The following is a 23653-nucleotide window of genomic DNA, read 5'->3' as shown; positions in this document are numbered from 1 at the left end:
GGGACTTCAGGGTGCGGTGGCCAAGGGTGCGAGCAATTCTGCGGTGAGTTTTTGCGCCACGGCCGCGACTGACTCGCGGGCGTAGCCGCTCTTGCCACCCACGGCGCTATACAGGCGCGCGCCACTGGCGACGTCGTACACGGTCACCGTCAGGCCCACCGCTGGCTCGCCATCCACGCCCACCTTGTAGCGCCATTCCGAAACACTACCGGTGAGCAGATAGCGCGCGCCCTGGCCTTTGGCCCATTGCAGCAGTTCCTGGAGGCTGCGCGGTTGGGCTTTCTCGAACAGGCTCTCGTCCAGCCATGCCGGTGGGGGGGTCACCACCCGCGGCGAGACGCGCGCGGCGATCCACTGGCTGGCCACCGCCTGGGCGCGGCTGCCCGCCAGCGGTGTTTCCGTGTAATTGGCGAAGGGTGCGATCGCCCACGTCGCCTGGGGCTCAAGGGTCGGCGCAGGGGACCGTTCGACCGTCGCGCAGGCGGCCAGCAGCCAGGGAAAAAAGCAGGCCAAAAGTAGCAGGGTCTTCCATCTCATGATGATCCTCGTTTGGGTGGCGGTTGGTTCTTCGTTCTTACGAGTCAGAAATCGAGGCGGTAGCGCAGCAACAGCCGGCGTGTCGTCCCCGGCGTGGTGCCCTGGGCGCGGGCCCACTGGCCGCCAAGCGCCAGGTGATCGGCGCCGAGGGGGCTGGCTGCGACACCGAGCAGGGCATCGTAACCGAAACCGTCCTCACTGTGCCGGGTGAGACTCAAGGACCAGAAGGGTCGCAGCGCTCGAGTGCCGCTGTCCAGCAAGGCGAGGCGGCTACTCAGGGTGAGTCCCCAAAGGGTGAAGTCCCGCGGCAGGAAAAAATTCGCGTCGAAAGCAGTGCTAGCCGGCGGCAGCAGGGGGGCGAGCGCGGCATCGCCCACGGCCCGCGGCCGGTACTGGTGGCGGCTTGCGAACAGGTCGAGCAGCCAGTCGGGATCTTCCCGGCGCAGCCAGGTGGTGGCGTGGACTTCCCATTCGCGGCCCTGGCCCAGGAGGCTACCCGTCTGGGCGCGATAGCGCTGGGCGGCGGCCCGAGCGGAGAAAGCGAAGGGACGCACCGGCTCAATGCTGAGGCGAAGCGCGAGGCTGTCTTTCTCGCCCGCCACGCGCAAGGCGGTGGATTCTTCCGCAGGCTGGGCGTGGCCCGCTTCCAGGACCGCTTCCCAGTGACCGCGCCGCCGCCGGTAGGCGAAGGAGAGGGGCGTGCGCTGGGCGAATGCCTCGCGTCGGCCGAGGGACAGTTCCCAGTCGTCCTCACCACGCTTGGCAACCGCGGTGAGCAGGGCGCGGCGCTCGTTTACCACCTTGCCCAGGGCGGTGGTGTCCTTGAGGCTGCGTTGGATGGAGGTGAGCTCCAGCGCGAGCTTGAGGTGGGGCAAGAAGGTCCCCTGGGCACCCAGCCGGGTTTGAGTTTCGTCGAATGCGGGAAAGCGCAGCGCCTCCCCCGTTAGCGAGGCATGGTGACCCCCGGCGCGCAACAGCTCGTCGAGCTGCCCTTGCAGTTCGTCGTCGGTGCCGAGCCGACTCTGGGCGGCGAAGGCGAGACTGGCTGCCTCGGGCTCGAACAGGCGGCGCGCCCCTTCCACGGCATCGCGCCGCGGTAAGTCTTCCGGCTGGGCGAGCAGACGGGCGAGGCTTTCGCGGTCGTCGTCGGCCAAGGCCACGGCCAGCTCCGCCCACCGTGGGCGAAGCGTTGCCTGCGCCAAGCGCCCGTAAAGCCAGGCGCGGGCCAGGCTAAACTCGCCGGCGTTGATCCAGTGGGCGAGCAGCAGGGGGCTTGCCCGTTCCGGGTCGTCTAGCACCGCGGCGGTCAGGGCAGCGCGGGCCTGATCCCCGGGTGTGAGACTTGCGGCCAGGCGCGCACGGGCGATAAGCCTGGCTTCCGGCGCGACCCGCTCGATTTGGCGCAGGGCATGGCGTCGCAACTGCCAGGCTTCGTCGTGGCGGTCGAGCTGTTCCAACAAATCCGCCGCGGTGATGAGCCAGAGGGGATCCTCCCGGCGGCGGGGTAGCTCGGCTGCGGCCAGCCGCCAGGCCACGCCGGCTTCGTTCAGGAGCGCATGGGCCGCGATCCGCACGTCGTTTCGCTCAAGTCCGGCGAGCTGCGTTTCGTGGCGGGCGAGTAGGCGGCGGACGGCGGCCGTGTCGGCGTTCTCGATGGCGAACCAGAGCAGGGCTTCGGCCACTTCGACATTCTGCGGGGCGAGTCTTTCCGCTTGGGTGTACAGGCGGCGCGCCTCGACGATTTGACGCATCTGCCATGCCTGGCGCGCGGCCAGCAGACAGTAGCGAGGATCTTGTTCGAGGCGCTCGCGGGTGGCCGGATCAAGCCCGCCAAGCAGGGTCTGCGCCTCCTCGAAGCGGGCGGAGGCCTGGTAGCGTTCCAGCGCGCGTATGAGCGCGGCCTGGTCGTGGAAGCGTTGCCAGCGCAGGACGGCCACGCGCGCTGCAGCCAGCGGTTCTTCCTCGGCGAGTAGCCATTCCAGATCGTTGAGATCCACCGGCTCCGCATCGGCCTGCGCCAGCAGCCGTTCCAGGGCGAAGCGGGCGGCTGTCCGATCGCCGGCGCGGCTGGCGAGAGCCGCTCGCAGCCGCCAATAGCTAGCGGGCGCCGTCTCCTGATTGCGCGCCGCTTCCAGGCTACGGCGCGCAGCGTCGTCGCGTCCGAGCAGAATCTGTAAGGTCGCCAGGCGTACCGCCTGTTCGGGGGTCGGCTTCTCCCCAAGTGCGTGGTGCCACCAGTCCACTGCCGCTTCGAGCTCGCCCAGGCGTTCCGAAAGCTCTGCAGCGGCCTGCGCCAATCGCCTATCGGGCGCGCGCCGCCAGGCTTCTTCCAAGGTGGCGCGCGCCGCTCCAGGTCTTCCCTGGCGCTCCTGCAAGCTCAAGGGCCAGGGCGACGTCGAAGCGGGTGGCGAGCCGGTGGCGCAGATAGGCTTCGAGCGCATCGTCGCGCAACAGGCTCGTTCCCAGGCGGCGTACGTTCTCCCAGGCCTGAGCGCTGCCGCTTTGGCGGGCGATCACCAGCCACTGCTCCAGCGCCTCATCGGGTCGAGTAAGCCACTCCGCCACTTGAGCCAGCCGTTGGCGCCAGACCAGGTTGTCCGGGGCCTGGCGTACCGCCGAGGCTGCGACCCGCCAGGCGTCCTCCAGCTTGCGGTTTTCGAGAAACACGGTGTAGGCCAGGCTTAAGACGGCATCGTCAAAGGGCGCGGCCGGCCCATTGGCCGCGACACGGCGCACCTCGAAGTCGAGGCCTGCCACCGCCCGCTGCCATTGCCAAAGCAAGCTCATGCGCAGCAGGCGGCGCACATAGACCTCCGCCCGCTCGGGACGCTGGGCCGCCCGGGCCAGCCTCACCAACGCGAGCAGCACTTCGCGATCGTCGGCGAGATCGCCCAGCTCACGCTCCCCCAGCGCAAGCGCATCCTGCACCCGGTTGCCACTTTCCAGGTCGCGTAGCGCGGCGAGGAAATAATGCCGACGTGCGGCGGGAGTCTGGGCTTCGTGCCGCGCTGCCATGTGTATTTCCGCCGCCGCTGGGTAGTCGCCCCGCGCCAGGGCGAGCGCCGCGGCCCGCTCCAGATGCGTAAGCAGCTGGCCTGGCGCCTCTTGCTCAAGTTCCCGGAATAGGGCCATGGCGCGGCTAGCCTCCCCCAGAGCCAGAAGCTGGCCAGCAAGTTGGGCAAGCCGCTGCGGGTCCCGCTCCAGCGCCGCCAGCACGAGGGCGAGTTCCTTTGCGCGTGCGGCGTGCCGACGGGCGAGCGGCCCTGCCATGGGTTTCAGGGACTGCGCATTTTCTGCTTGCCACAACAGCCACAAGGCCTCCCGCCGCAGGGCGGGTTCGGGGCTGGCAAGCGCTGGTTCGAGCGTTGCCTCCATCTCCGCATAACGTTGCGCCCGCAGGAGATTGCCTGCCACCAGCAGGCGCAAATGGGGATTGTCAGGATCGGTTTTCAGCAGGGCCCGCAGATAGGCAGCAGACAGGGGGCCTTCGGGCGCCGCCGCAAGACGCAGCACCAAATCCTCGCGGGGGAAGAGCAGCACCAGGGTGGCGGCCATTCCGAGGGTGAGGGCGAGCACGATGAGCGGCGAGGCAAGCCGCGGCCGCTCATGGGCGCGGACAGTGGACGGTGAGCGTGAGCGTAGCATGCTTGCTTTTGATGATTTGCACGCCCTCTACCCGAGGCCCGAGGCGTGCGGCCGGCTCGGCGCGGAGTTTGCAGTCTTCGGGCACGAAGAGTCCGGCCTCGACGGGAACGTGGCCTAAGAGACTGAGCCTGAGATCCCTGCCTTCCCGCTTAAATAGCGTGATACGGGCGTTGGCCTCCTCCAGGTGGGGCAGAGTGGCCCGCGCCTCGGCCTTTGCCAACACTATACGCGCCTGCGTTCCGGTTAGATGCACGTAGGTGCGGCCAAGTGCGCGCTTGAAACCCGCTACGTTTTGGCTGGCTCCCAGATCGGGGCTGGCTAGGCCCTCTTCCAACCGCACGGTGGCGAGCGCACCGCGCCCGCGCAAGATCCAGGCTTCCCCTTCGCGGGCGATGGCGTAATCGAGGAAATCCCGCACCTTCTCCACGTATTCACTTATGAACACCGGATGCAGGGGCTGGCTTTGAGCCCAGCCATAGACCTCTTCCAGGGCCTTGAGCGCCGCCGGCTTGGTGGCGGAATAGAAGTGGTAATAAATCCCCACGGGTTTGAGGCGATGGGGTGTTTCCGTGCGCTCGAAGGTTTCGATCACCCGCCGGTAGCCCCAGAACGGGCCAGTCCAAAGATTGGTGAACAGGTTTTCGTTGGACACCGGCGCATATACCTGAAGTTCGCCGTCTTTGGCGAGGCTATAGGGCGCCACACAGGTGAGACTTGGGCAGGTGCGGGAGATGATGGTGTCACCGCCGTTGATGTTGAGCAGTCCTGCTTCGCGGGTCAGGCGCAGCTGCTCCACGGTGGGGGCGCAGTCTCCGGTCCAGAAAAACAACCGCACTGTCTTGCCGGCGGGCAGGAGGTGGGCCAGGTACTCGCGGCTACCCAGGATTTCCCGCCGCGCATCGAAGACATAGCCCGCAATGGGCAGGGTGTAGCGCCCCTCGCCTTCTCCAGCCTGCGCCGTGGCCTCGGCCCAGCGGAAGGGATGGCTGAAGCTGTGGCTGGCGGCTTCCACCCAGGGCAGGGCGAAAATACGGCGGGCAATGCCCTCCAACTCAGCGCTGTGTTGGGGATAGAGGCCGGTGGGACCGATTTCGCCCTCGATCACCGAGATGCCATGGGGCAGGGGGTGCTTCTTAAGGAAACCTAGCAAGACTTCACCGGCCCAAGGACGCCCGGGCAATTCGGCACGGGAGACGAAGCCGTCGCCGTCCACATGGATGGTGAGCAGGCGCCGGCCGGTTTCCGTGGTGACGTCTGGCACCGGCCAATCGGGGAGTCGGAGCGCTGTCCTGAGCAGGGCGAAGGGCGGGATCAGCCAGCGGTATTGGTCCACGCCAGGCACGGCTTCGATGAGGGCCGGGGCAAGCGCGAATCCACCCCAGGACGCAAGCCCCACCAACGCCCCGCCACCACCTTGCACCCAGGCATCGATGCCGTCTGCCTGAAGCCCCTGGACTGAAGTCACCAGCCGGCGGGGGAGTGGTGCTTCGAACTGGGCGAGGCTTGAGTGCAAGCCCGTGCCGCCAGGTAGGTTGACCCGGCGTGTGCCCAAGGCCGGCGCAGGGTCGAAGGGCAGGGTGCCCATGAGCAGAATGGGAATGCCTTCCTTGCGCCGTGCCCCGAGCCATTCCAGCACGGGCTGTGGATTTGCGAGCTCGCCCGTTCCCCACACCACCACGCCTGCCAGCCGCCCGGCCTGCGGTTCCGTGGAAAGCGGGCTGGTCATTTCCTGGTAGCGCACACGCAGCCCGAGATACTGGGCAGGTAGCTCTAGGAAGCGATGTGCCTCAAGGTAGTTGAGATCCGGTGCCTCGCGGGCGTCGTAGAGGACGAGCAGGGTGCGTGGCAGGGCCTCGCGCACGCCCACGCCCAAACTGAGGAGCTCGCCGTCGCTCACCCAGGGGACGACCCCCAACTCCGCGATGCGCCGGGCGATGGCCCGCGCCCGCTCCCGCGCTTCGGGCGGTGCGTAGTCGATGGCCACCACCGGCAGCCCATAGCGTTCCCGCACTTCCTTGAACCGGGCAAGCAGCCACTCCCGATCTGCGGCCGGCACCTCGGCATAGCTGCGGCTGGCCGGCTCATAGCGACCAAACAGGGATTCCGCGGCCACCGCCTCCACCAGGGGCGCGATCTGGGGCAGGAGTTCAAAGCCGCGGTTGAGCATCAGCCGCAGGCCGGGATGACGTGCCTTGAGTTCGCGTATCAGAGTCGTGAGCCCGGCCTGCTGTTCAGTGGCAGCGGCTTGCTTGGCGAGCTGGTAGCTATCCATGGTGTCGAGGAAAAAGCCGCGCCAGCCAGCGTTCCAGAGGGGCGCGAAGACCTGCGTGAGCCAGTAGCCACGGCACTCGGCGCGCGAATGATCGAGCACGATGCTGTTCCAGGCAGGGTTGTACGCGAGACGGCAGATCGTGGGCAGACCTTTGACTGCGGGATGATCCCCGCTTAGCTCGCCCACGCTCACGTAGGCGAAGGGCTCGAAGCCGGGCCGGCGCGCCGCGTCGGGCGCGAAGCCGTGGCGCGGTTCCACCACGGCGATGTCGAAGGCGGCGAGTTCCGGCAGCCATTCCCCACCGTAGTAGAACGCCACGCTCAAGGCGTGCACAGGCCCGGCGACAAACCACGCCCAGAGGAAGAAAAGCGGCATTGACAGGTGGCGCATGAATGAATTGTAACGTCGGCGAGCAGGCGTCGTGTTCTCAGGCGGTGCACAGCCGGGCCGTCACCCGCGCCAGGAACACCTCCATGAGCTGACGGTAGAGCGCATCGCCCACGACGCCGTCCTCGTTGCCCGCGTCCACGTTGGGATTATCGTTCACCTCGATCACCACTACGCGATTGCCCACCTGTTTCAGGTCCACGCCGTAAAAGCCGTCGCCGATCAGATTGGCGGCGCGCAGGGCGAGCCTGACCACGGCCGCAGGCGTGGCCTCCACTGGCACCGCCCGTGTGGGGCCTTCCACCAGCTTGCGGCGTTGTGCATCCCGCAGAATCACCTGCCAGTGTCCCTGCGGGAACACGTACTGAGCCACGAATAGCACGCGCCCATCGAGGATGCCGACACGCCAGTCGAAGGTGGTGGGCAACCATTCCTGGGCGATGACCAGGTCCGACTCGGCGAACAGGGCAGGCAGGGTGCGCGCCAATTCGGCCTCGCTGGCGATTTTCAGCACCCCGCGGGAGAAGGAACTATCCGGCTGCTTGAGCACACAGGGCAGTCCCAACTCCGTCACGATGCGCTGGGCATTGTTGCGGTGCACGACCAGGGTGCGTGGCATGGGAATGCGGTGGCGGGCGAGCAGCTCGGCCAGGAATACCTTGTTGTTGCAGCGCAGGATGGAATCTGGATCGTCGATCACCACCAGCCCTTCCGCCGCCGCCGCGCGGGCAAAGCGGTAGGTGTAGTGGTTAGCATAGGTGGTATCACGGATGAACAGTGCATCGAATTCACTGATTCGGTGGAAATCCTCGCGTGTGATGAACGAGGGGTGGATACGCAGTTGCCTTGCCGCGCGCTGGAACTTTTCCATGGCCCGGGCATTGGAGGGAGGCTCTGGATTGGCGGGATCGTGCAGGATGGCGAGATTTAGCCGCGGCGCCGGGCGTCGGTGCACGTGGCCGCGGCCCGCAAAATAATCGCGTAATGCCTTGAGCAGAAACTCGCGGTGGGCACTCGGAACATCGGCCGCTGCCATCGGCCGTAGCCGTATTAGATGCCATTGGCCCTTGCGGCGCATGAAGTCGGCGCTCAACAGCGGCGCTGGCATCAGCGCGAACAAGCGATGGGCCAGGGGCGCATAGCGGCGCAGGGGATGTCGACCGAAATAGATCGGCAAGGCAAAGCGGTCCCCCTCGAGCCGCGCCAGCACGCGTTCGATGAGGGCTTGCACCTCCTCCGTCAGCAGCCGCACCAGGGCGGGACTGTGCAAGTCCTCTAGGGTGCTCACCCGTGGTAGGGGTCGGTGGCCGCGCGCCTCGGCCAGCAGCGAGACGTAATAGCCGAAGCTCTGGTAACGGTAGGATTGGCAGAGATTGAACACCTGCACCGGCCCCTTGCCGGCACTGGCCGGGTCGGTCAGATAGCGGTGCGCCGCCAGCACGCTCACGCCGGGCAGGGCAAGCGGCCAGAGCCGGGGATCGTCCACTACGATCAGACTGCGCATGGCTCATCTGGGCGCGGGTTTAAGCGCGGTTTAAGTGAGATGTGCGAGGCTTGCGGGGGGAATTGGGGCATCATGGCGCTGTCCCGGAAAGGGGTCGTGTCGCGATTGTTGCGGCTGGCCCCGTTTCTGGCAAGCGGGCGCGCACCCTGGGGCATAATTGACCGGCACTTTGCGCGCCCGGCGCGGTCCATGAACGCCCAACGGGGGGGTGATGCGTATTCTGCTCGTCGAAGATGACAACCTGCTCGGTGATGGCATCCAGGCGGGGTTGGCCCAGAACGGCTTCGCCGTGGATTGGGTGCGTGATGGCGAAGCGGCGGAGCACGCCCTGAAGAGCACCGAGTATGACGGCGTGGTGCTGGATCTCGGGCTGCCACGCCTGGGTGGCATGGACGTCCTAAATCGGCTGCGTGGTCGCGGCAGCGATGTGCCCGTGCTCATCCTGACCGCGCGCGATCACGTGGAAGATCGCGTGCGGGGACTGGATGCCGGTGCCGACGACTACTTGGTCAAACCCTTCGACCTGGCGGAACTGGCGGCTCGGCTGCGGGCCCTGCTGCGGCGGCGGCACGGCATGGCGAGCCCCGTTTTGCAGGTGGGTGCGGTTATGCTCGATCCCGCCGCCCATCGCGTGGAATTCCAGGGCCGCGAGGTGGCGGTGTCCGCGCGCGAATTCGCCCTGCTGCAGGAGCTCATGCTGAATGCCGGGCGCGTCCTGTCGCGCGCACGACTAGAAGAGCGTCTCTACGGCTGGGGTGAGGAGGTGGAAAGCAACGCCATCGAGGTGCACGTGCACCACCTACGTCGCAAGCTCGCGCCGGAGGTGATCCGCACCGTGCGAGGCGTGGGCTATCTCATGCCCCGCGAGGCATCCGCGGGGGATTATTGAGATTGACGAAAGTGGGTGCCGAGCTACGCGATTGGATCAATATTCCCGCGCAAGTGGAAAGCAAGGACTGCGTCGCCACCGCTTGCGCCGTGTGCTGGCTTGCGGCTGGCGGCTCCGGCGCCCGGGCTGATGTGTGCCCATCGCGCGTGATCTGGCCGACATGACGCTAACGGCATCATTGCCGCGCAAGCGGGCATCCCGGCCTGCTCGCGCAGGCGCGGATGCTTCTCAAAAATCGGCGATGAACGTCATGTGCCGTGCAGTTCATTGGGCGCGCGCCGGTCCATTGAGCATGACGTAAGTAGGTGACACCCTTGTGTCGTCCCCGCGAAAGCGGGGACCCAGGAACAAGGCGAGGAATACACTGGATTCCCGCTTTCGCGGGAATGACGCTTGACTTACGCAGCCTGTGAACGACTTACGTAACGCTCAATAATGGATAATCTGGCTTCGAGGCCGCGTCCTGGATCGCCGCGTGCGTGGCGATAAGGGAAACGCCTCACGCACTTGGCCAATGCTCGATACGCTCACCCAGTCTATCTCGCTGCGACGGCGTCTGCTCCTGTGGCTCATGGGCGCGAGCTTGCTCGCCTGGGGCGCCGCATCCCTCCTGAGCTACCGCGGCGCGCGCCATGAGATCGACGAGGTGCTGGATGCCCATCTCGCCCAGTCCGCCGCCCTGCTCATGGCGCAACTTGCGCACGAGCCCGAAGAAATCGACACCGAGCACGTGCCGGTGCTGCACCGTCATGGTCGCTACGTGGTCTTCCAGGTCTGGGATGCGGCCGGGCAGCTCCACTTGCATTCCGCCAACGCACCGGATGTACCCCTGTGCCCGCCTCGAGGGGGCTATGCCGACTGTTTCACGGATGGCACGCACTGGCGCGTTTTTTCTGCCTGGAACGAAGATCGCAGTCTGCTGGTGCAGGTGGGCGAGGACGCAGGCGTGCGGGCGGAAGCAGCACGCAAGGTGGCGGCGGGTCTATTACCCCCGCTACTAATCGCCCTGCCCGTGTTGGCGCTATTGATCCTGTGGGGCGTGCGCCAGGGACTCAAGCCTCTGGCTGGGCTGCGCCAGGAGGTGGAGCGCCGCGATCCGGCCAATCTCGAAGCGCTGGCCAAGCCGGTACCGGCGGAGGTGGCACCATTGGTGGCGGCGCTCAATACCCTATTTGCCCGCATGCGTGCCCTGCTGGAAAACGAGCGCCGCTTCACCGCCGATGCGGCCCACGAACTGCGCACCCCGCTCGCCGCCATCCGCACCCAGGCTCAGGTGGCGCGCGCAGCCGCCGCCGAGGCGGAACGTCTCCATGCGCTAGATCAGGTGCTGGCCGGATGCGATCGCGCGGCACATCTGGTGGAGCAGTTGCTGCTGCTTGCCCGCCTGGAGGCCGGCCCACCCCCAAGCGCAACCCTCTGTTCGTTGCGGGAACTGGCCGCCCAGGCCATCGCCGACGTGGCGCCGGTGGCGATACGCAAGGGTGTGGAACTGGAGCTCGAGGATGGGCCGGAGATGATGGTCCGCGGCGCACCCGAGTGGCTGCGCATCCTCATGCGCAACCTGATCGACAATGCCGTGCGCTACAGCCCGCCCGGCAGTACGGTGCAGGTAAGGGTGGCAAAACACGCCGACGCGGCGGTGTTCTCGGTCACCGACGAGGGGCCCGGCATTCCTCAAGCCCAGCGCGTGGCGGTTTGGCAACGCTTCCATCGTGTGCTGGGTAGCGGCGAGGCGGGCAGCGGACTGGGGCTGTCCATCGTGCGGCGCATCGCCGAGCTGCACGGCGCCCAGGCCTGGATCGAGGACGGCGAGGCGGGAAGGGGGCTACGGGTGGGCGTGCAGTTTTCTGCCGTCTCACCCTGAATGTACCAGCGTCAGCGCGGGCCAGGCGGCTCGTCGGCAAAGCGCCAGATGTCCACGTCGCGCCCCTGCTCGCGCAGGGCTTCGGCGCGGGCCGAGAGATAGCGCTGGAAACTCGGCTCCTTGCGATAGGCGCCAGTCACCGCGTAGGCGAACATGCCCTGGGTGTGGAAGACCTTGAAGAAGGCTTCCGAGCGGATGATTTCCTTGCCCCTGGCATCCATGATGACGATGGTGGGGGCGTATTTCACATCCAACTGGCGTGCCCACTCGCGGGCAGTGGTCTTGCGCCCATCCGGCAGGATCACCGGGGTGTCGGACCACATGTCCAGCTGGAGGTTGTAAAGTTTCTTCACCACCTGGCGCGTCTCGGCATCGGTCAGGACCTTGTCGTGCAGCATGTCGCAGGCCGGGCAGTCTTTCTGTTCGAAGAACACGGCGATAGGCTGCCTCACGCGGCGCAGATCATGGGGAGGGGCGGCGAAGAAATCCTCCCCATGGAGCGTGCCGGACGCGGGCGGGGGTTCATGGCGCGCCATGAATTCCCGGAACGGCAGCTCTTTTTCCTTGCGGTTCGCCACGTATTCCAGCGCCAGCTTGAAGCGTTGGGGCGGCAGATAGCCATTGAGCCTGAGCACCACCTGCCCCTGCTCGTCGAAGAAGAGCAAAGTGGGTGTGAACTGCACCTTGAGGGCGGCGGCAAATTGTTTTTCCGTCATGCGGCTGCCCGAGTAGTCCGTGACCTCGCGGTCTCCCCACATGTTGATGGCCACGGTATCGAAGCGGGCTTGCATCAGGTCGACGATATCCTTCTGGGACAGATTGCGCTCCACCAGCAGATTGCAGTAGGGGCAGTTGTCCTGGTGGAAGACGATGAGCACCCGCTTGTTGGCGGCGGCGGCTTCGGCAATGTCCTCGCGCAGGTTCAGGAAACTCTCCTTGAACCAGGCCGGGTATTCGGTGGCCTTGGCGCCGAAGTAGCGCCCCCGTTGTTCGGCGGCCCAGGTCTCGCCGGCCAGGGTTGCCAGGACGAGCAGGACACCACTCAGAAAGAAACGGGGCAATAGCGGGGAACGGGTCATGGCAAGCTCCACTCAAAGGATCGAGGCTATTCTATGATAACGGACAGACTCGGGTGGCATGAGATACAGGACAATTGCCCTGATGCCGACCTAACTATCTGTCTGGAAAGCCAAATCCGTCGCACCGCCGTTTGCATGGACAGGCCCTGGTGTTAGAATCGCCCGGCCAGTTTGCGAGATGTCCATGAGCCACGCGAAAAAGCCCGCGCCTCCCCGCGAACCCGAGGAAGAACGGGGCGGCTATAAGCTGCCTGCGTTGCGGGTTTATTCCGAGATCGCCACCAGCCTCTCCAGCGATGCGGATCTGGAGCAGCTGCTGGAGCGCTTCCTGCAAACCATGATCCGGCTCGCCGGGGCCACGGCTGGGGCCGTGCGCGTGGTCTCTTCGGATGGCCAGCACATGCGCCTGGTGGGCGCTATTGGTCTGCCCCAGGAGGTGATCGACCGCGAATATCTCGTGCCGATCGGCTGTGGGGTGTGTGGCCGAGCCGCTCAGCATTTCGCCATCCAGCGGGGAGAGGCGGCGGGCAACTGTCACGAGGTGACGCTGCTCGATTATTTCGGCGAGGGATGCAAGAACGTCATCGCCGTACCGCTGCGGCACAAGGGCAAGACCATGGGCGTCTATAACCTGTTCATGCCCTGCGACCGCAGCATCCCAGAGGAGGTGGCGCTGTTGTTTTTGTCCATCAGCGAGCACCTGGGGATGGCGCTGGAGAACGCGCGACTCACACGCGAGAACCTGCGCATCACCCTAATGGACGAGCGCCAGATGCTGGCGGCGGAAATCCACGATTCCCTGGCCCAGACGCTGGCTTACATGAAGATGCGGCTGGCCATGCTGCGCGAGGCAGTGCGCGAGGGGGACGAGCTGTCCACTGAGCGTTACCTGGGCGAAGTGGACGATGCCTTGGAATCTGCCTACTCCGGTCTGCGTGAACTGCTCACCCAGTTCCGCCAGAAGATGGATCCGCGGGGCCTCTTGCCGGCGCTGGAGGACCTGATGCACAACTTTTGCAACCGCACCGGCATCAAGGTCGACTTCATCAACCGTGCGCCGGACGTGAACCTCACCCCTGATCAGGAAGTCCAGGTGTTCCACATCGTGCAGGAAGCCCTCAACAACATCAGCAAGCATTCCGCTGCGCAGCACGTGAGCCTCACCATCGAATTCATCGGTGACCGCTACGCACTCACCGTCACCGACGATGGCATCGGGCTCAAAACGCAGGGTAGCAATGGGCCCAGCATGCATCTGGGCATGAGCATCATGAAGGAGCGTGCTCAGCGGCTGGGCGGTGAAGTGATCGTGGAAAGCCGCCCCGGTCAAGGCACGCGTGTGCATCTGGAGTTTCCGGCGCCGCGGCCGCGTCGAGTGGGGGCACGATGAGCGAGCCAATTCGTGTCATTCTGGTCGATGACCACACCCTATTCCGCAAAGGGTTGGCGGAACTCATCGAACGTCATGGTCGCATCAAGGTGGTCGCCATGACGGGTAATCCCCAGGAAGCACGCGAGCTCATCAGGACTCACCAGCCAGATGTGGCCGTGTTCGACCTCAACATGCCGGGCGTGGATGGCATCACCCTGATCGGTGAACTGCGCGCCGAGGGCTGCACGGTGCCCATCTTGGTACTCACCGTGAGCGATGCCCAGGAGGATCTCGCCGCGGCCCTGCGCGTCGGGGCGCGCGGCTACCTGCTCAAGGACATGGAGCCGGACGACGTGGAAGACGCCTTGCAGCGGGCCGCACGTGGGGAGACGGTGGTGGCGCCGAAGATGACCGCCAAGCTGGTCAACCTGCTCGACCAGAAAGAGGGCACGCCCGATTCCCTGCTGGCTCAGCTCACGCAGCGCGAGCGGCAGATCCTCATGCACCTATCCCGCGGCGAATCCAATAAGGCCATCGCCCGGGCGTTGGACATCAGCCACGACACGGTGAAGTTGCACGTGCGCCACATCCTCGCCAAGCTCAATCTCTCCTCGCGGGTGGAAGCGGCGGTATTCGCCGTGGAGCACCGTCTCACCGCACCCCGTTCCGCCGACGGGAACTGACTCCCGCGCCGTCCAGGCTACGGCGCCATGCCAATCGATGTTTTTGCGCGGATGCCCCAGCGCGGTGCTTGTCCCGACGATGCCGATCGGCAAATGGGATAGTCGCGACGACCGTGACGGCCACGACCAGGACTGATCGGCACGTGATTACCTGTCCGAATCCGCTAGGCCGTCGTGGGATTCCTTGGGATTGAACCATTTCAGCTTGTCGTGGAGCGTGACGACGGTGCCGACGATGATTAGCGTCGGGGCTTGGAGGTGAGCGGCTTCCGCCAGCGCCGGCAGTGTCGCCAGTGTGCCGATGACCACGCGCTGCTTGGAGGTCGTGCCCTGCTGCACGATGGCAGCGGGGGTGTCTGCAGCGAGTCCATGCTCCATGAGTTTCTGGCACAACACCGGCAGGCCATGTAATCCCATGTAGATGACGATGGTCTGATGCGGCCGCGCGAGCATGTCCCAGTCGAGATTCATGCTGCCGTCCTTGAGATGCCCCGTCACGAACACGCAGGCCTGGGCATGGTCGCGATGGGTGAGGGGAATGCCGGCATAGGAGGCCACGCCGGAGGCGGCGGTGATGCCTGGCACGACCTGGAAAGGAATGCGGTGTTCCGCCAGGGTTTCGATTTCCTCGCCGCCACGACCGAAGATGAAGGGATCGCCGCCCTTCAGACGCAGCACGCGTTTCCCTTCCTTGGCAAGCCTCACCAGCAGCTCGTTGATTTCCTCCTGTGGGAGCGCGTGGTCGGCGCGCTTCTTGCCCACATAGATGCGATCAGCGTCGCGGCGGACCATGTCCAGCACCGCTGGTGAGACCAGGTTGTCATAGACGACCACGTCGGCCTGCTGCATCAGGCGCAGGGCGCGGAAGGTGAGCAGATCCGGATTGCCCGGACCACCTCCTACCAGATACACCTCGCCGATGGGCGTATCTGGCTCTATTTCGCCCTCGATCATGGCCTTGAGGGTCGTAGCTGCGGCTTCGTCCTGTCCGGCAAACATCATTTCCGCCACCGGCCCCTGGAAGACTTTCTCCCAGAACATGCGTCGGTTTTCCGGTCGCTTGAACTTGGCCTTCACCTGGTCGCGGAAGCGTGCGGCCAGGGCCGATAGCCGTCCGTAGGCAGAGGGGATCATGGACTCCAACCGCGCCCGCAGCAACCGCGCCAACACGGGTGAAGCGCCACCGGAACCCACCGCGATGAGAATGGGCGAGCGGTCGATGATGGAAGGCATGACGAAACTGCATAAGTGGGGCGTATCCACCACATTGACGGGTAGGTGGCGGGCGCGTGCGGCTTCCGAGACTTCCCGTGCCTTGGTTTCGTCCGACAGCGCGCATATGACCAACTCCACATCGTCTAGCAGTTCCGACGTGAATTCACGCGGTTGGTGATGCAGTCGTTCGCGATGGGGCAGCTGCTCGAAAGCCTCGGCCAGTTGCGGCGCAGCCACGGTGACGTGTGCGCCCGCGTTGAGGAGTAGCGCAGCCTTGCGTGCCGCGATTTCATCGCCGCCGACGACCAAACAATGTTTGCCGCGGATGTTCAGGAAAATGGGTAGGAAATCCATGTGACTTCGATTCAAGTGGATGATCTACTTGGGGCACCCAACGCCGGGTGCATGAAAATCAGGAATTGCGCACCGCCTTCTTGGTACGCAGAGGGCGAAAGATGCCCGGGCGGAATACTTCCTTGGCGGACCGCGAAAAAGCCGAGGTGCAGGGCTCGATGGCGGTCTCGAACTCTTCGGCCCAAGAGGGATGGCTGTAGGAGAGTTCCTTGAAGAACCAGAGCCCCTGCTCAGACTGGCAGGCCGCGGTCATCATTTGGATCTGTTCGCCTGCTTCTGGTCCGACGATGCAGCCACCCAGCAGCTGGCCCGTCTCCGCATCGTGCACCACCTCGATGAAGCCTTCCGTGTCATGGTAGGCGCGCGCCTTGCCGGATCCACCGAAGCTGGTGCGGGCGGCCTCTGGCTCGAAGCCCGCGGCTTCCGCCTGTTCCTCGGTGAGACCGACGGCGGCGATCTCCATGGCCGAGTGCAGCACCGTCGGTACCATGAAGTAGTTGAAGGTGAGCTCATTGCCAGTGAGGGCATTGGTGGCCGCGATCTTGGCGTCATGGAGGGCGGCATTGGCCGTCATGGGTCCCGGTTTGACGTCGCCGATGGCATAGATACCCGGGACGTTGGTCTCCAGATAGCTGGAGGTGATGATGAAGCCTTCCTCGTTGACCTTCACGCCAGCCTTGTCTAGATCGAGGCCGGCGGTGAGGGGACGCCGTCCCACTGCCACCAGGATCTTGTCGAAGCGGCCTTCGCTTCCATCGTCGAAGCTCACCGCTACGCCGGCCTCTTCGACGTGGCAGGCTGCCACCGAGGTCTCCGTGCGGAACTCAAGGCCAATGCGGTTGAATTTGCGTACCAGCGTGTTGATGGCGTGTTCGGGGATGCGCGCATTGGGCAGCAGGCTTGGCTCCCGCTCCACGATGAGCACATCCGTTCCAAACTGGTGCATGAGATAAGCCAACTCCACGTTCGCCATACCACCACCCACGAATAGCATGGAACGGGGCTGGTCCTCGGTCATGGACATGAAATCGCGCGTGTTCAGGATGAAGTGGCCGTCGGTGGGGCATTGCGCAAGTGGCTTGGGTTCGGACCCCGTTGCGATGATGATCCGTGGCGCGCTCAAGGTGCGCACCGGTTCTTGCTCATGTTCCGAAGTGGGATCTACTGCGATCTCGTAAGGCCCGATGAAGCGTGCCCTACCAGTGATGACGGCGACACCCAAGCGCCGCAACCAGACCGGGAAGTTGTTGCGAATGCCCGCCACCACGTCGTCCTTGTGACGCATGGCAGCGCGGAAGTCTCCGCGGATCTCGCCCACCAGTCCTCGTCCGTTGAGATGTTGCACGTCCTCGATGATGGAAGCGAGATGCAGCAGCGTTTTTTTTGGGATGCAGCCCAAGTTGAGGCAGTTGCCGCCAGGCAGGGCTTTCTCGATGAGGGCAACCTTGGCCCCCAGCCGGGCAGCGGTGAGGGCGGCCTTATAGCCGCCGGGTCCGCTGCCGATGATGATGAGGTCGAACTTGTCCATTGTTTCAGCCGCAGCTGCCGCCGCTGCCGGAACCACAGCCGCCGGACCCACAGCCTGGGGCGCTGCAGCCGCCACCCGAGGGCGTCGGTTCTTCTTGGCGGGGCGGAATGAAGACGAAGCCAAACTGACCCGGCGCGAGTTCCATGTAGTCCATGGTGGCGCCCTTGAGGATTTCCCAGCTCTTGGGACCGATCAGGACGTTCACACCCGCCTGGCAGACGATTTCCATGTCCTCGATGCGCGCCTCGTCGAAGCCCATGCCGAACTCGATATCACCTTCTGGCGTGATTTTGGCGGCGATGCGCAGGCCCAAGCCTTGGGCGCCGCTGAGTTCGGCGGCCTTGGCGATTTGGACAGCGGCCTGGTGGGTGACGGTGAACATGGTGACTCCTTATCGATGCGTCGCGTTTAACCGGCAGAGGCGCGACGGGGTTGATGATGGATGTGGCAACGTCTCACCCATTCCAGGAAACGCACCGGCCAGTCGAATGCGGCAGTGCCCCGGAGATGGGTATAAGAGGCGAGCAGGTTCTTGTACACGAAACCGTCGTAACGGCCGTCGATGCCATGGCCCCGCTGCACTGCGTAGGCATAGGTGAGGCCGGGCGGCAGGTTTTCCAGACTCGAGTAATGAAATTCATGGGCCTGAATCGATCCCATCTCTTCGCCTGGCGCAAGCCAGGGCCATGCTTGCGTCGGCTTGAGCCGAACGTAGCCGCGTCCCACGGGCTTAGCGTGCATCACCACGTCGCCCGGAATGATGCCCACCATCTCGTGGGTGGTGCCCTGGCTGGTGAGACTACGGGCGAGGTACATGAGCCCACCACATTCGGCGTAGGTGGGCAGGCCGGCTTCGATGGCGCGGCGGATGTCTTGGCGCAGGCTGCGGTTGGCGGCGAGCTCGCCGGCGAAACTTTCTGGGAAGCCGCCCCCTATGAACAGGGCATCGGCTTCGGGCAGGCAGGGATCGTGCAAAGCGTCGAAGGGCAGCAGTTCGGCACCGGCCGCGCGCAGTGCATCGAGATCGTCGGCATAATAAAAACCGAAGGCGCGATCCCGGGCGATGGCCACTCGCACCGTTTCTCCCGTCTTGAGGCTGGCGCGTGGTGTCGTGGGGGCCACCAGAGGCGGCGCAGCGGCGGCCACGGCAAGCAGACGATCCAGATCCACCTGCTTGGCGATGCGCTGGCCGATTGCCTGGATTTGCGCCTGCGCCGCTTCTGCTTCATTGGCGGGCACCAGCCCCAGATGACGTTCTAGGATTTGCATCTCCGTATCGTGATGGACCGCGCCCAGCACGGGAATGTCGGTGTAGTGCTCCACGACCGCGCGCAGCTTGGCCTCGTGGCGGCTGCCGCCCACGTTGTTAAGGATCACGCCGGCGATGTTCACCGCCGGGTCGAAGGCCTGATAGCCCAGAAGCAACGGCGCCACGCCACGAATCACGCCGCGCGTGTCCAGCACCAGCACCACGGGTAGGGCGAGCAGCTTGGCCAGCGCCGCATTGCTGTTGCTACCATCCAGATCGAGGCCATCATAGAGCCCCTTATTGCCTTCCACCAAGGCCAGGTCGGCATGCGAGGCGTGGCTGGTGAAGGTGGCGAGGATTTCCTCCTGACTCTGGATGTAGAAATCCAGGTTGTAGCACGGCCGAGCCGCAGCCTGGCTGAGCCACATGGGATCGATGTAATCCGGCCCTTTCTTGAAGGGTTGCACCCTGAGCCCACGGCTGCGCAACGCCGCACACAGGCCGATGCTGACCGTAGTCTTGCCCGAAGACTTGTGTGCAGCGGAGAGGAGCAGGCGGCTCATGGCTGCGCTTTAGATGGGGCCAGGTCAGTGGCCCGGCCCCTCTGTCTCATGGGGAGAGGAGGAAGGCAAACGCCGGTCGGCGCGGGAAGACGGAAGCATGCCTCCTCCAGTATGGATTACTTCGCGGCGTGGGGATCCACGTCCGCATCGGAGAGGCTCTCCGGCAGGAAGCGCAGCACTTTCACGCCGATGGTGACGATGGCCAGCGCCACGGCCACACCACCTATACCCAGGAGCACCTCGGGCAGTGACGGGCTGTAGGGGTGGACGACACCATCGAAGAAGGTGCTACGTTCTTCCCAGCCCGGGAAAATGTCCAAGGGCCAGGCTTGGCCGCCGATGATGGTCACGTACATTTGCGCGAGTCCTCCCAGCACCACCAGCAGGCAGGCGGTGACCAGCAGGCCACGCGAGGCACGCAGTTTCGGATTGAACAGGATCAGCATGGGCACCACGGAGCCTAGCAGGATCTGGCCGATCCAGAACATTTGCGTGTAGACGCCGCCTTCTACCAGGATGAACTTTTCAAAGCCGTGATATTTGGTGAAGTAGAGGTTGGTCATGTGGAACACGACCACGAAGTAGAGCGCGCCGGCGATGAACCAACCCAGCAGCTTGGCCAGGCGGTTGAGGAGGGCCTCACCCAGCGGCCGGCCGGTCCAGACATAGGAGGCGATCAGCACCAGCAGATACACTGCCATGCCGTAAGAGAACGACAGCACAATGAACATGGGTGCCAACAGGGCCGAGCTGTAGGACTCACGCGCCACCAGGAAGCCGAAGATGGAGCCGGTACCGGTGGTCAACACCAGGCGCCAGATGAAGGCCGCCATGCCCGCGTATTTGCCGTAGGCGCCGACCGTGCTGTCCATCATGGTCCACAAATAGAGCGCGACGAAGGTGAAGAAGCCCGTGTACAGGAACACGTTCCAAGCGAACACCGACTTGAAGTTATAGTAGGTGGCCGCCACGACCACGCGGTCTGGGCGCCCCAGATCCAGCATCAGCACCATCAGGCCGCCGGCGAGCAAGGCCACCGCCACCAGGCCGGATAGACGCGCCAGGGGCTTGTAGGCCGTCTTGCCAAACACCGAGGCGATCGAGGCCGCGTTGAGCGCGCCGGAGGCCGCCACGATGAGGAACACTGCGAACACATGGGGCATGCCCCAGACGATCTGGTTGGTCATGCCGGTGACGATGTGGCCGTGATGTTCCATGTACCAGGCTGCGCCCAGGCCAATCAGGACGAACAGGCCGATGAGACCGAGCAGTGCCCAGTAGCGCGGACTGCGGCCCTCGACCTCGCGGTAGGTGATATGCATGTTCAGAACCCTTGATAACGAACACCGAGATTGAGTTTCAAGTCGGCGCGTAACTCCATGGTGGCATACTGCGCGATGCGCTTGGCGATCTCGCTGTTGGGGTCATTCAGGTTGCCGAAGATGATGGCGCCGTGACCGGCCTTGGCGCAGGCTTCCACGCAAGCCGGCTGCTGGTCCCGATCCACCCGGTGCACACACATGGTGCAGGACTCCACGCAGCCTATACCGCGCGGGACGTCCGGGTTCTGGTCGGTTATGCGCTCGTGCACGAAGGAGCGCGCCTTGTAAGGGCAGGCCATCATGCAGTAGCGGCAGCCGATGCAGATGTGGCGATCCACCAGGACGATGCCATCGGCACGCTTGAAAGAGGCACCGGTGGGGCAGACATCCACGCAAGGCGGCTCGGCGCAATGCTGGCACATGACCGGCAGCGACTTGGTCTGTCCGCTGCGCATGTCTTTGAGCTCTACCTTGCGGATCCACTGGGAATCGGTTTCTCGAGTGCCGTGACCGAAGCCATTTTCCTCACCGCACGCCTTGACACAGGCGTCACAGCCTTCCCGGCACTGGTTAGTGTCGATCAGCATACCCCAACGCACCGCGTTGCTCACCGGCTGGTCCGCCGGCTTGCCATGGGCGATGTTGTAGAGGAGTACGCCGGGGGCGATGGCCACCCCGGCCATGGCCGCTGAAGCGGTCAGGAACTGGCGGCGATCCTGATCGATCGGGTTTGCGTTCTTCTCGTTCATTGCTTGCCTCCGGCAGTTGCCGCCATGCCGACCGCGAGGGCCGGTGCCGGTGCAGTGGCTTGCTGCTTGGGCTTGCTGGCGTGGCAATCCCAGCAGTCCAGCTTCACTGCTGCATAGCTGTGGCAGCTCTGGCAGAAGTTCTCATCGGTACCCAACACGCTGTTATTCTTGCTGCTGGCGTGACAGTTGATGCAGTTTTGCAGGCTGTGTTTTTCAGTCCGGATGCCCTTGTGGACGGTGTCGTCCCGCTGGTGCATCAGGAGCTTCATGTGATTGCGGCGCATGTAGGCCGTGTCTTCGACACAGCGCTCGCCCTTTTCGATGACGAGGGTGGGCTTGGGCGTCCGGCTCGACATCGTCGCGCCGTCACCACTGCCACCAGCGACGGCGCCCAAACTGAGGGCGAGCAGGGCAGCGAGGCCCGCTGCCCATTTCCACACCGAGCGCCGACCGAGTTTGGCGGGCCCGCGCATCATCACTCACCCATGCCCATCTTGATGTAGCCGGTGGGGCACACGTCGGCGCAGATGTGGCAACCGATGCACTTGGTGTAGTCGGTATCCACGTAACGCCCGGTGGTCGGGTTGTCCTTCTTGGGCACCTTGAACACGGCAGTCTGCGGGCAGTAGATCACGCAGTTGTCGCATTCGAAGCACAAACCGCAGGACATGCAGCGCTTCGCCTCTGCCACCGTCTCCTGTTCCGACAGGGGTAGCAGCCGTTCCTGGAAGTTGCCCAGGGCCTGCTCGGCGGTGAGGATGATCTCCTTGCGCTTGTTACGCGGCGTGTAGGGGAAATGCCCCAAAAACAGCTCGTTGGCGGGAATGATGTACTTCTGGGAGCGGTCCTCGAAGTTGTGCAGAATGCCCTTGTCGAAGGACGTGCCCTCGTAGTAGCCATGCACCTCACGGTATTCATGGCCGCTCTCGATCCACTTGCGCACCTCGTCAAAGTGGCGCACGTCCACCTTGGGCCGCTTCTCCAGCTCTTGCCCGCGCAGGTAGGCGTCCATGCCGTCCACGGCGATGGCGGCATGGCCGATGGCTGTCGTCAGCAGATGCGGACGCAGCACGTCGCCGCCCACGAACCATTTCTCCTTGCCCGGCACACGATAGAACTTGTCGGCGCTCATCAGGCCTTTGCCGTTATTGAGTTCCTCCAGACCGGTGAAGTCCACGGCTTGGCCGATGGCGGAGACGATGAGGTCGGCCGGAATGTCGGTCTCGGTGCCCGGTTTGATCTTGGTTTCACCGTTGACCATTTCGAACTCGGCCACACGCAGATGCGTGGCGCGGCCATCCGGCCCTTTGATCACTTCCACCGGTGTGACGCCGCCACGGATTTCGATGCCTTCCGCCAAGGCGTGCTCCACTTCAGCCTTGTTGGCATTCATCTTGTCGATGGTGGCGCGCGAGATCAGAATCACCTCGGCGCCCTCGCGTGCGGAGACCGCGGCCACGTCGTGGGCGACATGGCCCTGCAGCACGTACTCGGGCCGATCGCTTTCGTTGATCTTGGTGATGTTGCCGAGACGGCGCGCAACGGTCGCCACGTCGATGGAGGTATCGCCGCCGCCGATCACCACGACGCGCTTGCCCACATACTGCAGGCGGCCTTCGTTGAAGGCGCGCAGGAAAGCCATGGCGGTCACGCAGTTGGGCGCATCCGACCCGGGCACCGGCAGGGTGCGACCGGATTGGGCGCCCATGGCAAAGAAGATCGCGTCGTAGTCCTTGTCGAGCTGTTCCAGAGTGACGTCGCGGCCCACGCGGGTGTTCAGTCGCACCTCCACACCCAGATCGAGAATGCGCTGGATTTCGCCATCCAGCACTTCCCGCGGGGTGCGGAAGCCGGGGATGCCGTAGCGCATCATGCCGCCCAGTTCCGCGTGCTCATCGAAGATGGTGACGGCATGCCCCTTGCGGCGCAGCTGATAGGCCGCGGCCAGACCAGCAGGGCCGCCACCGACGATGGCCACTTTCTTGCCGGTGTCGGGGCCCGGTTCGCCGAAGCCGAGCTTGTGCTCCAGGGCCCAGTTGCCGATGAAGTGCTCCACGGAGTTGATGCCCACGTGATCTTCCACCATGTTACGGTTGCAGCCCTTCTCACAAGGCGCGGGGCAGACCCGACCCATCACCGCGGGGAAGGGGTTGGCGTCGGTGAGACGACGGAAGGCATACTCCTGCCAGCCCATGCCACCCGTGGGTTTTTCGATGCCGCGCACGATATTGAGCCAGCCCCGGATGTCCTCACCGGAGGGGCAGCTGCCCTGGCAGGGCGGCGTGGACAGGACGTATTCCGGGCACTTGTGCGATTCGTCACCTTGGAAAATCCATTCGCTCAAACGCCGGTCTTTGCGGCTCTGGCCTTCCTTGAAGCGGCGGAACGTCAAGCCTTCGGTCTTCGGTTGGTTCGGGGCTGCCATCTGACTTCTCCTTACG

At 64.7% G+C, this 23653-nt stretch carries 18 protein-coding genes; 4 read left to right on the top strand and 14 right to left on the bottom strand.

Annotation, left to right across the window (positions count from 1 at the left end; genetic code table 11):
- Nucleotides 1-6: 6 nt before the first annotated feature.
- Genes V6E02_RS10585 through V6E02_RS10565 form a run of 5 tightly spaced genes read right to left on the bottom strand, consistent with a single transcriptional unit; the run spans nt 7 to nt 8345 of the window.
- On the bottom strand, nt 7-537 hold the full coding sequence (locus V6E02_RS10585) for a penicillin-binding protein activator LpoB (protein ID WP_347308769.1): 531 nt from the start codon (nt 535-537) through the stop codon (nt 7-9).
- A gap of 44 nt (nt 538-581) precedes the next feature.
- Nucleotides 582-2870 (bottom strand): tetratricopeptide repeat protein, encoded by a 2289-nt coding sequence (locus V6E02_RS10580; protein ID WP_347308768.1) that lies wholly within the window; start codon nt 2868-2870, stop codon nt 582-584.
- Nucleotides 2839-4182: a hypothetical protein gene (locus V6E02_RS10575; RefSeq protein ID WP_347308767.1), complete on the bottom strand. Its 1344-nt coding sequence runs from the start codon at nt 4180-4182 to the stop codon at nt 2839-2841. Before V6E02_RS10575 ends, V6E02_RS10580 begins: the two co-directional genes overlap by 32 nt.
- On the bottom strand, nt 4142-6844 hold the full coding sequence (locus V6E02_RS10570) for a bifunctional glycoside hydrolase/polysaccharide deacetylase family protein (RefSeq protein ID WP_347308766.1): 2703 nt from the start codon (nt 6842-6844) through the stop codon (nt 4142-4144). Before V6E02_RS10570 ends, V6E02_RS10575 begins: the two co-directional genes overlap by 41 nt.
- Nucleotides 6845-6881: 37 nt before the next feature.
- Entirely contained in the window at nt 6882-8345 is a 1464-nt protein-coding gene (locus tag V6E02_RS10565; protein ID WP_347308765.1) for a RimK family ATP-grasp domain-containing protein, read from the bottom strand.
- Nucleotides 8346-8556: 211 nt separating this feature from the next.
- Between V6E02_RS10565 and V6E02_RS10560 the strand changes: the two genes are divergently transcribed.
- Both V6E02_RS10560 and V6E02_RS10555 read left to right on the top strand, forming a co-directional pair.
- The gene (locus V6E02_RS10560) at nt 8557-9234 is read left to right on the top strand and encodes a response regulator (protein WP_347308764.1); all 678 of its coding nucleotides are present in this window, start codon (nt 8557-8559) and stop codon (nt 9232-9234) included.
- Nucleotides 9235-9748: 514 nt separating this feature from the next.
- Nucleotides 9749-11098: an ATP-binding protein gene (locus V6E02_RS10555; protein WP_347308763.1), complete on the top strand. Its 1350-nt coding sequence runs from the start codon at nt 9749-9751 to the stop codon at nt 11096-11098.
- Nucleotides 11099-11109: 11 nt separating this feature from the next.
- Here the strand turns inward: V6E02_RS10555 and V6E02_RS10550 are convergent, their stop codons facing one another.
- Nucleotides 11110-12177, bottom strand: coding sequence for a thioredoxin family protein (locus V6E02_RS10550; protein ID WP_347308762.1), 1068 nt, complete (start codon nt 12175-12177; stop codon nt 11110-11112).
- Between the two features lie 184 nt (nt 12178-12361).
- Here V6E02_RS10550 and V6E02_RS10545 point away from each other — a divergent pair, with 184 nt between their 5' ends.
- Both V6E02_RS10545 and V6E02_RS10540 read left to right on the top strand, forming a co-directional pair.
- On the top strand, nt 12362-13567 hold the full coding sequence (locus tag V6E02_RS10545) for a GAF domain-containing sensor histidine kinase (RefSeq protein WP_347308761.1): 1206 nt from the start codon (nt 12362-12364) through the stop codon (nt 13565-13567).
- Nucleotides 13564-14232 (top strand): response regulator, encoded by a 669-nt coding sequence (locus V6E02_RS10540; protein ID WP_347308760.1) that lies wholly within the window; start codon nt 13564-13566, stop codon nt 14230-14232. Before V6E02_RS10545 ends, V6E02_RS10540 begins: the two co-directional genes overlap by 4 nt.
- Nucleotides 14233-14379: 147 nt before the next feature.
- Here V6E02_RS10540 and cysG read toward each other — a convergent pair whose 3' ends face one another.
- The 8 genes from cysG to V6E02_RS10500 form a co-directional block, all read right to left on the bottom strand.
- A complete protein-coding gene (gene cysG, locus V6E02_RS10535) occupies nt 14380-15801 on the bottom strand; it encodes a siroheme synthase CysG (RefSeq protein ID WP_347308759.1) in 1422 nt (473 codons plus the stop codon).
- A gap of 58 nt (nt 15802-15859) precedes the next feature.
- Nucleotides 15860-17329 carry a dihydrolipoyl dehydrogenase family protein gene (locus V6E02_RS10530; RefSeq protein ID WP_347308758.1) on the bottom strand — a complete coding sequence of 490 codons (1470 nt, stop codon included), beginning with the start codon at nt 17327-17329 and terminating at the stop codon, nt 15860-15862.
- Nucleotides 17330-17333: 4 nt separating this feature from the next.
- Nucleotides 17334-17711, bottom strand: coding sequence for a HesB/IscA family protein (locus V6E02_RS10525; protein WP_347308757.1), 378 nt, complete (start codon nt 17709-17711; stop codon nt 17334-17336).
- 26 nt (nt 17712-17737) lie between these two features.
- Nucleotides 17738-19141: a cobyrinic acid a,c-diamide synthase CobB gene (locus tag V6E02_RS10520; RefSeq protein ID WP_347308756.1), complete on the bottom strand. Its 1404-nt coding sequence runs from the start codon at nt 19139-19141 to the stop codon at nt 17738-17740.
- Nucleotides 19142-19257: 116 nt separating this feature from the next.
- Nucleotides 19258-20463, bottom strand: coding sequence for an NrfD/PsrC family molybdoenzyme membrane anchor subunit (nrfD, locus tag V6E02_RS10515; protein WP_347308755.1), 1206 nt, complete (start codon nt 20461-20463; stop codon nt 19258-19260).
- 2 nt (nt 20464-20465) lie between these two features.
- Nucleotides 20466-21212, bottom strand: coding sequence for a sulfate reduction electron transfer complex DsrMKJOP subunit DsrO (gene dsrO / locus V6E02_RS10510; RefSeq protein ID WP_347308754.1), 747 nt, complete (start codon nt 21210-21212; stop codon nt 20466-20468).
- On the bottom strand, nt 21209-21688 hold the full coding sequence (locus V6E02_RS10505) for a hypothetical protein (RefSeq protein ID WP_347308753.1): 480 nt from the start codon (nt 21686-21688) through the stop codon (nt 21209-21211). Before V6E02_RS10505 ends, dsrO begins: the two co-directional genes overlap by 4 nt.
- Nucleotides 21688-23637, bottom strand: a complete 1950-nt coding sequence (locus tag V6E02_RS10500; RefSeq protein WP_347308752.1) for an NAD(P)-binding protein — start codon at nt 23635-23637, stop codon at nt 21688-21690. The genes V6E02_RS10505 and V6E02_RS10500 overlap by 1 nt, the downstream gene beginning before the upstream one ends.
- Nucleotides 23638-23653: the final 16 nt, after the last annotated feature.

Source organism: Thiobacter sp. AK1 (genome assembly GCF_039822265.1).
GTDB lineage: Bacteria > Pseudomonadota > Gammaproteobacteria > Burkholderiales > Thiobacteraceae > Thiobacter > Thiobacter aerophilum.
The sequence above is the reverse complement of the archived record's forward strand: the minus strand, read 5'-3'. Positions and strand labels throughout refer to the sequence as shown.